Consider the following 12,691-nt stretch of genomic DNA (forward strand, 5'->3'; position numbering starts at 1 on the left):
AGAACAGTACCTTATCCAAGATTGTTTCCAATACCTCTTGGTTGATAGAGTGAAAGAAAGTGAGTTCTACTTTTTCGAGACGAATCTTCATCAGGATCTCATTTCTGCTTTTCTTTTCAAAACGTCGCGATTTGGGAACAGTCAATGGGACGATGGGTTGTGACATAAAAAATCCTCCAGTTTTTTAATTACAGTATACTGGAGGAGTGAACGATTGGATAGGTACCTTGTTATGGGGCGCTTACTTTTGAAGTAGAATATATAGGCTGATGGTAGTCAGCTCACTTCAGTCACGGTCTGGGGATAGACTGTTTTAGCTCAACAAAGAGAAATAAAGACTTTGTTGACGAACTCTTTTAGACTGGTCGAGTTCTTCCCACTCTCATCAAATCAAGTCAACAACGTCTGATTTTGATTTGAGAAGAGTCTAAATGGTGTCATTCGGATATGTCTGTTGTTTTAGCGATATTTTTGTGGAAATATGTACAAATAAAAAACTGTAATGAATTCTTAATTACTTCTTGTCAAAGCTTAAAATGTTTGTATTTTTTTAGTTTTTTGATATGCATACTTGGTAGTTTTGTGGGGGTTAGTATATAGTCAGTATATATTGTGTGGTTAATATATTATTGTATTATATAGATTATAGCTAAAATATAAATCATTATATTGGATAATAAACAGATTTTATTATAGAATATTCACAGGTATTGTCGTATAGTTACGCTATACTTATACGGACATAATAAAAAATACAGGAGTAATTATGCATTTAAATAGACGTGACATTTTTAAGAAACGTAAGAGTAAGGTTTATAAAAACCTAGTTTCTTACGGACAATATGGTGTGATTACAGGTATTACAATGCTTACTTTAGGGGCTAGTACAGTTGTTTCTGCCGCAGAAACAAGTAGTTCTAGTGCTGATACAGCATCGTCTTCTTTATCATCAACGACAGTAACTACAGAAACTACAACAGATAGTTCAGCTGTTTCAAAAATTACAGTAAATATAGAACCCCTCATTGTGGAAGGGGGTTCGTTTGATGTTTCAGCGATTCCTGAGGCAAGCACATTGATTGCAAACGCAACGGAATTACAGGCATCAGGCGCAACGATTTCATATACAACAAGTCCTGTTGCAGGTGATACGGTAGCCAATATCCTAGTTACTTATGCAGATGGTAACAGCAAAACGGTTGCTGTTCCTGTAACGGTTACTGATCAGTCTGCTGTTCAAGCAGCTACTGAAACAACTACTTCAAATACAGTAGAAGTGGCAGCTGTAACTACAGACACAGCTTCTTCAAGTACAACAGATACATCAACTGCGGCTACTAATACTGCGGCTACTAATACAACGGAAGTAGCAACTGAAGCCACAGATGCATCATCTTCAAGTACAACAGGCACAGCAACTGCCGATACTGCAACTTCAGCAGGCGTGGCAACTGCAACTACTGAAACAGCAACTGCAGCTTCGGATGTGGCTGCTACAACTGCATCTGAGTCGTCAGTATCGAGTGAAACATCGCTCCTTGATGGTGCACTTGCAACAACAAACCCTACAGCAGAACCAGTTGAGTCTGCTACATTCTCATGGCAAGAAGTTCCAGCAGCAAGCACTTTGATTGCAAACTCTAGTGAGCTTGTGGCTGCTGATGCATCAATTACCTATGTAAGTCAGCCAACATTTGGAATGACTTCAGCAAGTATCCTTGTGACCTATACGGATGGCACAAGTGTAGTTGTATCTGTTCCGATTACTGTAACAGCTAATGCTGTCCGTAAAACACTTGCTGCAGCAGTGGAAGAAGGTTCAGGGACTCGTGCAGTTGCGACCAGTCCAAATACTTCAGGTACAGTATCAGGTTCAATCACTCCCCAGTCTGCGACAAGCAACCTCAAGGTGACTGACACTGTTAACCAAACGACCGTTTTGGATATTTCAGGGGATGCGGCAAATTACTCTGGTGGTTACCTAGAGGTGAGAATCACCAATGGGTCATCGCTGAGAGTAACGCCATCTCCATTATCAGGTGTGACAGCGACTGTGTCATATGACGGCAACGATGCGCTCATCAAATACACTTTTAGTCCGTCAGGGCTTAACGGCGGTGCCTATTATTCTCTTAAGTTTGCCTATAGTTTCAAGTCGGTTGACAACTGGGGAAATGTGGTCGATGACCTGAATGACAACGACTTCAATATTATCACCACTTCAAATTTTTACGATCAAGACGGTCTTTTGGTCAAAAACCTTGGATCTACTACCCATAATTTTATGGAAGCTTACAACGCTGCCAATATCGGAACGCGAATGTCTGATAGGCAAGTGGTTGGTTATGATAAAAATAAGGATGGCTTGGTTGATGCTGGAGCAGGACAGCTTAATTTCTTTGTCCACACAGGAGTCTTGAGGGAAGACGGGACATCTGTTTCCAATGACTTCTTCTCCCCAGGTACCGGTGTTTTTGATGGTCGGATGGTCAATGGACTTGGTAATTCTGGTGTCGGTGCTGCTGCCATTGATGCAGTCACTTCTTATACCTATGATGTCTCCCTAGTCCCAGGAACGACTTTGTCGGCCGAATCCATAGCTGCAGGCTGGTATGAAGATGCGACGGGCTACCACCTATCTGCAGACCGTGCTAACAATCCTATCCCTGGAGATTCGGCCTCTAACCTAAATAACAATACCTATAACTTTGTTCCCCTCATCTTGGATATTGTGGACGGCACCTCAGCGGCGACCATTACGAATAATAGGTCGATCTCCGTGACTGGTAGCTATACCAAGGAAGACGGCACGACCTATTCCAATACTCGAGCGGTGAATTACAACGTCATCATTCCAACAGCAGAAATCACTGATGGTGATATTTACTTGACTCATAGTATTCATGGTAATGGAGATTCGGAAATTCTTAAATCCTATGGGCGAGCATACTACTATACAAACGTAGGTCTTGCAAGCCATGTGGCGACGGACGTACCTGTAGATATGACTGACTATAGTATTCGTATCACAACCAATAATGACAACGAGTTTTTCAATTATGTATCTATTGGTAGTATTCCGACCACAAAAGACATTGAAGAAGGCGGCAGCATCCAGGTCTATGATGATGCGACTGGTAATCTCCTTCATACTTTTGATAAGACCAATGTTTCAAAAGCCTTTACTATTGATGAAGCCTTACAGGTCAAGACCCTCCGCTATGAATTTATCAACATGGAGTTGGAAAAAGATTCAACCAATACGCAGAATACTTCTGTTTATTCGATGAGGGAGGATACCTTCTTCTCTGATTGGTCTACGATTTACAAGGATTCCTCGATCACTTCATTGACTTCTTCTACAACGGCTACTTTGCAAAATGATGAGGGAACAGTAGATACTAGTCAAACCAGGTCGACAGTCCTTGAGCGGATCGTTTATAACGTACTTATGAAAGATTCCCCTACTAATTATACTTGGAACCTTCGTACGGGGGGGTCTGGATTCGTACAAGCTTACAGTGTGACTAATACAAAAACGAATAAGGCTAATGACTTCAATGAAATGCAAACTGCAGCCTATCCTGGGGAGCTCTACCAGGCTTACCTGGTGGATCCAGAGTTAAAACTAGGGTTCAATCCTAACTTACAAGTTATATATAACTGGAACAATACCGGCAAAGATCTCTATTATGAGACTCTGCCAGTGACTGGCACGACCGATCCAATTAATCAAAACGTTGTACAAATTGCCAACAACTTTGTACCAAATGGTACCTATGAAGTCTTAACGATTGGTTTTTGGGCGGAAAGCGATCCAGGTTTTAAACCTACAGACGGGATTGACCTGACTGCCCCGATCAATGGCATCAATATTACAACCGAAAACTCTACGACTCGTACCTTTACGGTAACCTTGAACGCTTCTGAAGCTTCTGGTGTCATCTCTCAGGTCAAACCGGATACTGCTACAGGGTTTGGCTTTAACACCAACAATAACGAGGCACAAAATATAGTTGACTTCAAGGTCACCTATGAAAACGTATCACCTCAGGAGTTAGCAGATGTAACAGTGATCACATCACTTCCTCGTACAGGAGACAAGCAGTTAGATGCAGCGACTAAAAACCGTAATTCTCAATTCTCAGTTTATTTGACAGAAGCAGTAACCCCTCCAGCAGGCTGGGAAGCTGTCTATACCACAGTTGCCGGAACTTCAGTACAAATGGAAGCCGGTACTTGGTTAAGTGCTGATCAAGTCACAGACTGGTCAACGATTACCGCTGTTAAGTTTGTTGCAACTGGACCAGTGGCACCATCATCCGGTGTTGATTTCTACATCGGCAATGCTGTCATCGGCGGTGACGCTTTGCAAGGCGAGAAGGCTTATCTATCGTCTGCATCATCTGTTGGGACTGCAGCCTACATCGAGTCAAACAACGTCTTGATCGAGATGGCCAGAGAGATTGCAGATGGCACGGTGACTGTCAAGTATGTCAATGAAACAGGCGAAGTCATCGCGACTGAAAAAGTCTTGAAAAATGATATTAAGTCTGACTACGATGCTTCTAATCAGGCGACTTACTACCCAACCAACATCACAGGTACAGACGGCCTTCCTTATGTCTATGTTGAGACGGATCCGACCTCTGCGCCGAATAAAGGTACTTATTCAGAGACACCACAAGTTATCACCCATGTCTACAAGTTGGTACCACAAACAGCTACCTTTACTTATAAAGATGTGACGGATGCTGCTAAGCCAGTTCAACTCGGAGCAGTAGATTCTGAAACTGGTGGATCAGGTCAAGATATCGCCTACGACACTACAACTCGTATCAATGACTACTTGAAACAAGGCTATGAGTTGGTATCCAACAATTATACAGACACAACGAAATATGATACCAATGCGACTGTTGATCAGCCATTTACTATCGAATTGCGTCAACGTGTGGTGGACATTCCAGACGGAGCAGTACCAGGTGAGCCAGTAGATCCAACTGATCCAAACTCGCCTCTATGGCCAGATACAGTTGGAACCCTTGTAACTGAATTGGTTCAATCACGTGCCATTGAGTATCGATATCTGACTGTCACAGGTGAAGTAGCTGCAGATCCAGTTGTACAGACTGTTATTTTCACTCGAACTGCTACCGTAAACTTAGTAACAGGTGAAATCGTCTATGGTGAGTGGACAACAGATAATGCTGTGATGCCAGAAGTTGTTTCTCCTATCATTTCAGGTTACACGGCTAATCGTTTGACGGAGAGTGCTGTCAGAGCTGTCCCAGGTGAGTCTATTGGGATTGCTGTCATCGTCTATACACCAAACGAGCAAGTGGCTACTGTCACTTACATCGATGAAACAACCGGCGCAAAGCTTGAAGTGAAAGACCTTAAAGGTGTAACAGATGCACCGATTGGCTACACTACTGCAGATCGGATTACTTACTATAAGTCAATTGGCTATGAATTCGTATCTGACAACTATCCTACCGGTGCAGTCTATGACAACATCGATGGTAACTCTCAAGACTATCAAGTTGTCCTTAAGCATATCATTGAGCCAGTCACTCCAGATACAGTCGATCCAAAAACCAAGGCACCAGTTGAATTATCCCGTACTGTTACCCGTACTATTGAGTACAAGTACATTGACGAGAATGGTGCAGAAGCATCAGCGACAGTTAATCAAACCGCAACCTTTACCCGTACTGCAACAGTGGACAAGGTGACAGGGGAAGTCACTTACACTGAATGGACCTCAGAAGATGCGGAATTGGATGCAGTAGACTCACCAGTTATTAATGGATACACTGCGGATGTAACTAATGTTCCTGCCTTGACAGTAGATGCGGATAGCGCTAATAGTAATGTCCTGGTCATTTACACACCAAACGAGCAAGTGGCTACCGTGACTTATAAAGATGAGACAACTGGCGAAACCCTTGGTGAAGTAGAAGTCTTAACAGGTGTAACAGATGCAGCGATTGGCTACTCAACAGCAAAAACGATTGCCGACTACGAGTCACTCGGCTATGAGTTTGTCTCTGATAATTACCCTACCAATGCTATTTATGACAACATCGACGGCAACTCGCAAGATTACGTAGTCGTTCTCCGTCATAAGATTGAGCCAGCAACGCCTGACACTGTTGATCCAGACACCAATGCGCCAGTTGAATTATCCCGTACTGTTACCCGTACTATTGAGTACAAGTACATTGATGAAAATGGTGCAGAAGCATCAGCGACAGTTACTCAAACCGCAACCTTTACTCGTACAGCGACAGTGGACAAGGTGACAGGGAAAGTAACTTATACTGAGTGGACCTCAGAAGATGCGGAATTGGATAGAGTAGATTCTCCAGCTATCCAAGGTTACACACCAAATATGACCAATGTCCCTGCCTTGACAGTCAACGCCGACACAGAAGATCAGTCTGTAGTAGTTATTTACACACCAGACGTTCAAAAAGCAAGCGTGACCTATACTGATGAAACGACTGGTGCGACTCTTGAAATTACCAATCTAACAGGTGAAACAGACGCAGCTATCGGTTACACAACGGCAGACCGGATTGCTTACTATAAGTCAATTGGCTATGAATTGGTATCTGATAACTACCCAACTGATGCTATCTACGATAAGGATGGCAATGTAACACAAGAGTTTCAAGTTGTCCTTAAACATATCGTGACACCTGTTACTCCAGATAATCCAACCAATCCAAAAGACGGTTCTACACTTGAATTATCTCGCACGGTAACACGTACGATTGAATACAAGTACTTCACTGAAAATGGTGAGGAAGCTTCTGCAACAGTCACACAAACAGTTACCTTCACCCGTACTGCTACAGTAGATATGGTGACAGGCCAAGTGACCTATGCAGCATGGGAGACTGAAAGTGCAGATCTCGCACAAGTGGATTCCCCAGCGATTGAGGGTTATACACCAAACTTGTCTAGCATTCCAGCCATGACAGTGGATCCAAACCAATCCGACATCCATACAGTGGTTATCTATAATGCTGACCAACAAAAAGCGCGTGTGACCTATTATGATCAAACCTCTGGCCGTGTCCTTGAAACGAGTGACTTGACTGGTCTATCTGATGAAGCGATTGATTACACTACAACAGATCGCATCGCCTACTACGAATCAATCGGCTACCGCTTGGTATCAAACGATTATCCAGATGCACCTGTCTATGATAAAGATGGCAATGTTCTTCAAGAATACCAAGTTGTTCTAGAGCACATCATCAATCCAGTTACTCCTGATAATCCAATCAATCCAAAAACTGGTCAGGAATTGAACTTGACAAAAACAGTTACTCGTACCATCGAGTACAAGTACTTGACAGAAGCTGGTACAGAAGCGTCAGCGACAGTTACTCAAACTGCAACCTTCACCCGTACCGCGACAGTGGATATGGTGACAGGGAAAGTGGTTTATACAGACTGGACTTCTGAAAATCCAATCCTTGATGCAGTAACATCACCAGAAATCCCTGGTTATACTGCTAGCCAGTTGGTTGTGGACTCAGTTCAAGTGACGCCTAATCAATCTAGCCTCAACACCATCGTCGTTTATACACCAGATGTACAAAAAGCAAGTGTTGACTTTATAGATGAAACATCAGGTACTACACTACACACTGAAAACTTATCTGGGGTAACTGACCAAACAATTGGCTACTCAACAGAAGAGAAGATTGCTTACTATGAGTCTATTGGTTACGAGTTGGTAACAGATGGTTATCCAGCAGACAGTGTTTATGACAAAGATGGCAATGTGGACCAAAACTTCACAGTAACCCTTCGTCAGAAACAAGTCCCAGTAGATCCAACTGACCCAACCAATCCTAAGGATGGTTCAACCCTTGAATTGACTCGCACAGTAACGCGTACCATTGAGTACAAGTATATCGACGAGAACGGTCAAGAAGCTTCCGCAACTGTAACCCAAACAGCTACCTTCACTCGCACGGCGACAGTGAATATGGTGACTGGTGAAGTGACTTACGGTGAATGGACATCAGAAGATGCAGAATTGGATGCGGTAGATTCCCCTGCTATCCAAGGCTATACTCCAAATCTAGCAAATGTTCCTGCCTTGACCGTAGATGCGGATACTGAGAACCAAACAGTGGTTGTTATCTATACTCCAGATACTCAAAAGGCAACCATCACTTATATCGATGAAACAACCGGTGAGACCATCACTGTGGATGAAGTGACTGGTGATACGGATAGTCCAATCGGTTACACCACTGAAGACCGAATCAAAGCCTTAGAAGAGCAAGGTTACGAGTTGGTAACAGATGGCTATCCAGCAGACAGTGTCTATGACAAAGATGGCAATGTGGACCAAAACTTCACTGTAACTCTTCGTCAGAAACAAGTACCAGTTGATCCAACAGACCCAACTAATCCTAAGGATGGTTCTACGCTTGAGTTGACACAAACTGTGACACGTACCATCGAGTACAAGTACATCGATGAGAATGGTCAAGAAGCATCCGCAACTGTAACCCAAACAGCAACCTTCACTCGCACGGCGACAGTGAATATGGTGACTGGTGAAGTGACTTACGGTGAATGGACATCAGAAGATGCAGAATTGGATGCGGTAGATTCCCCTGTTATTGATGGATACACTCCAAACATGGCTAACGTCCCTGCCTTGACAGTGGATGCGGCTACAGAAGATCAGTCAGTAGTAGTTATCTATACTCCAGATACTCAAAAAGCTACTATCAGCTATGTGGATGAAACGACCGGTGAGACCATCACTGTGGATGAAGTCACAGGTAATACGGATAGTCCAATTGGCTACACCACTGAAGACCGAATCAAAGCTCTAGAAGAACAAGGCTATGAATTAGTGTCAGATGGTTATCCAGCAGACAGTGTCTATGACAAAGATGGCAATGTGGACCAAAACTTCACAGTAACCCTTCGTCAGAAAGTTGTTCCAGTCACTCCAGATAATCCAACCAATCCGAAAGATGGCTCAACGCTTGAGTTGACGCGTACAGTAACACGTACCATTGAGTACAAGTACATTGATGAAAATGGTCAAGAAGCTTCAGCGACTGTAACCCAGACAGCGACCTTCACTAGAACAGCTACTGTAAACATGGTAACTGGTGAAGTGACTTACGATGAATGGACATCAGAAGATGCTGAGTTGGATGCAGTAGATTCACCTGCTATCCAAGGCTATACTCCAAATCTAGCAAATGTCCCTGCCTTGACTGTAGATGCGGATACTGAGAACCAAACAGTGGTTGTTATCTATACGCCAGATACTCAAAAGGCAACCATCACTTATATCGATGAAACAACCGGTGAGACCATCACTGTGGATGAAGTGACTGGTGATACGGATAGTCCAATTGGTTATACCACTGAAGACCGAATCAAAGCCCTAGAAGAACAAGGCTATGAATTAGTGACAGATGGTTATCCAGCAGACAGTGTCTATGACAAGGATGGCAATGTGGACCAAAACTTCACAGTAACCCTACGTCAAAAACAAGTACCAGTTGATCCAACAGACCCAACTAATCCTAAGGATGGTTCTACGCTTGAGTTGGCACAAACTGTGACACGTACCATTGAGTACAAGTACATCGACGAGAATGGTCAAGAAGCTTCAGCGACAGTAACCCAAACAGCGACCTTCACTAGAACAGCTACTGTTAATATGGTAACTGGTGAAGTGACTTACGGTGAATGGACATCAGAAGATGCGGAATTGGATGCGGTAGTTTCTCCAGCTATTGATGGATACACTCCAAACATGGCTAATGTCCCTGCCTTGACAGTGGATGCGGCTACAGAAGATCAGTCAGTAGTAGTTATCTATACTCCAGATACTCAAAAAGCTACTATCAGCTATGTGGATGAAACGACTGGTGAGACCATCACTGTGGATGAAGTAACAGGTGATACGGATAGTCCAATTGGTTACACAACTTCGGATCGTATCAAGGCCTTGGAAGAGCAAGGTTACGAGTTGGTAACAGATGGTTACCCAACAGACAGTGTCTATGACAAAGATGGTAATGTGGACCAAAACTTCACAGTAACCCTTCGTCAAAAACAAGTACCTGTAGATCCAACAGACCCAACTAATCCGAAAGATGGCTCAACCCTTGAATTGACTCGCACGATAACTCGTACCATCGAGTACAAGTACATCGACGAGAATGGTCAAGAAGCATCTGCGACTGTAACCCAAACAGCAACCTTCACTCGCACAGCGACAGTGAATATGGTGACTGGTGAGGTAACATACGGAGATTGGACATCAGAAGATGCGGAATTGGATGCGGTAGTTTCTCCAGCTATTGATGGTTACACACCAAACATGGCTAACGTTCCTGCCTTGACAGTGGATGCGGCTACAGAAGATCAGTCAGTAGTGGTTATCTATACTCCAGATACTCAAAAGGCAACCATCACCTATATCAATGAAACAACCGGTGAGACAATCACTGTGGATGAAGTCACAGGTAATACGGATAGTCCAATTGGCTACACCACTGAAGACCGAATCAAAGCATTGGAAGAACAAGGTTACGAGTTGGTGACAGATGGTTACCCAACAGACAGTGTCTATGACAAGGATGGCAATGTGGATCAAAACTTCACAGTAACTCTTCGTCAGAAAGTTGTTCCAATTACACCTGAAAACCCAACCAATCCAAAAGATGGCTCAACGCTTGAATTGACTCGCACAGTGACTCGTACGATTGAGTACAAGTACATTGATGAAAATGGTCAAGAAGCTTCAGCGACTGTAACCCAAACAGCAACCTTCACCCGTACTGCGACAGTAAACATGGTGACAGGTGAAGTAGTGTACACAGACTGGACTTCAGCTGATGCAGAATTGGATGCGGTAGATTCCCCAGTGATCGATGGCTACACACCAAACATGGCTAACGTTCCTGCCTTGACAGTGGATGCGGATAGTGTGGACAGCACAGTGATTGTAGTGTATACACAGAATACACCTGAAACACCTGAGAAACCAGAAACACAAACAGCGACAATCAGCTATGTGGATGAAGCAACAGGTCAAGTGATTACTGTTGATAAGGTTTCAGGCGATTCAGGTAGTCCAATTGGCTACACAACTGCGGATCGTATCAAGGCCTTGGAAGAGCAAGGTTACGAGTTGGTAACAGATGGTTATCCAGCAGACAGTGTTTATGACAAAGATGGCAATGTGGACCAAAACTTCACAGTAACTCTTCGTCAGAAAGTTGTTCCAATTACACCTGAAAACCCAACCAATCCAAAAGATGGCTCGACGCTTGAATTGACTCGCACAGTGACTCGTACGATTGAGTACAAGTATATTGATGAAAATGGACAAGAAGCTTCAGCGACTGTCACCCAAACAGCAACTTTCACTCGTACAGCGACAGTGAATATGGTGACTGGTGAGGTAACATACGGAGATTGGACTTCAGCTGATGCAGAATTGGATGCGGTAGATTCTCCAGTGATCGATGGCTACACACCAAATCTAGCAAACGTCCCTGCCTTGACAGTGGATGCGGATAGTGTGGACAGCACAGTGATTGTAGTGTATACACAGAATACACAACCTAATCCAAATGTGGATCCGAAACCTGTACCAACCCCTGATCAGGCAAAACCAACAACACCAGCAAACCATGTACCAACTGAACAAGTGAAAAATGTTGAGGAGTCAACTGAGAAACCAAGTCTATCTAAAGCTAAAGTACTTCCTAATACTGGTCAGGAAGGCAGCAGTTCAATTTTTGCAATTGGAGTTGCACTAGCTGGATTAGGTTTGGCAATGTTGAAAAAAAAGAAAAAAGAAGATGACATCTAAACTAATAGATTTATTGTACCTTTCTTAATGTTTTCAATAACCGTTCTTTATCTCCTTAGTATTCTTCCTATGTTCTATAGCATGGTAATTTGATAGAAACACCTATTTCATTAGCAAAAGTGGAATACGTTGAATGAGTCATTTATCCTCAACGTTAGCTAATGAGTTGAGGATAACTAGACATCAAGAGAAGACCAAACGGTCTTCTCTTTTTTTGTGTACGAAGAGTATGTCGTACATCTGAGGTGTGAAAGTTCTCTTTGCGCGCTACACAGGTGAACCTAATAGCAACTTCAAGGCCTGACTATCGAAAAGTAGCGAATTCAAATAGTCTTGGAGAGATTGTCTGAAACCACCCAATAACAAAGTGTATAGAAAAATTTTCTGAAGCAGACTTTGAAACCACATTTTTCTATTTGTAGATTTTCTTTTTATTTTCTTCATGGTAAATCAGTGCTAAAGTCTTAGTTCTTAGCACTAAAATGGAAACGCATACAAAAAATGTTACCGGTAACTAATTTCTTTGCAAATCAAATGAAAAAAAGAGGAAAAAACCAAGAAAACATGTACGCAAAAGGCGTAACAATGAAAATAGGTAAAACATTACAAGTTTGAATTTGTTACAAGAAAATGCTACAATCAAGCAAACGTTTGCGTTTTGAATACAAATATGTCTGTATTTCACACTTATACTCAGTTAAAATCAAAAATAGCGGAAGTCCAGTCTCTATGTACAATTGATTTGAGTTGATAAGCAGTTAAGGTTTGAATAACCTCTTCAAGTTTATCGATTACCTCATTTAA

The 12,691-nt window shown here is 42.8% G+C and carries 1 protein-coding gene; it reads left to right on the top strand.

What is annotated here, in order from left to right; all coding sequences use genetic code 11:
- Positions 1–766 precede the first annotated feature (766 nt).
- A complete protein-coding gene (locus tag K6V48_RS10935) occupies positions 767–11,887 on the top strand; it encodes a mucin-binding protein (protein WP_222369686.1) in 11,121 nt (3,706 codons plus the stop codon).
- The last annotated feature ends 804 nt before the right edge of the window (positions 11,888–12,691 follow it).

Origin of the sequence: Streptococcus suis, assembly GCF_019794555.1 — a bacterium.
Lineage (GTDB): Bacteria > Bacillota > Bacilli > Lactobacillales > Streptococcaceae > Streptococcus > Streptococcus suis_AB.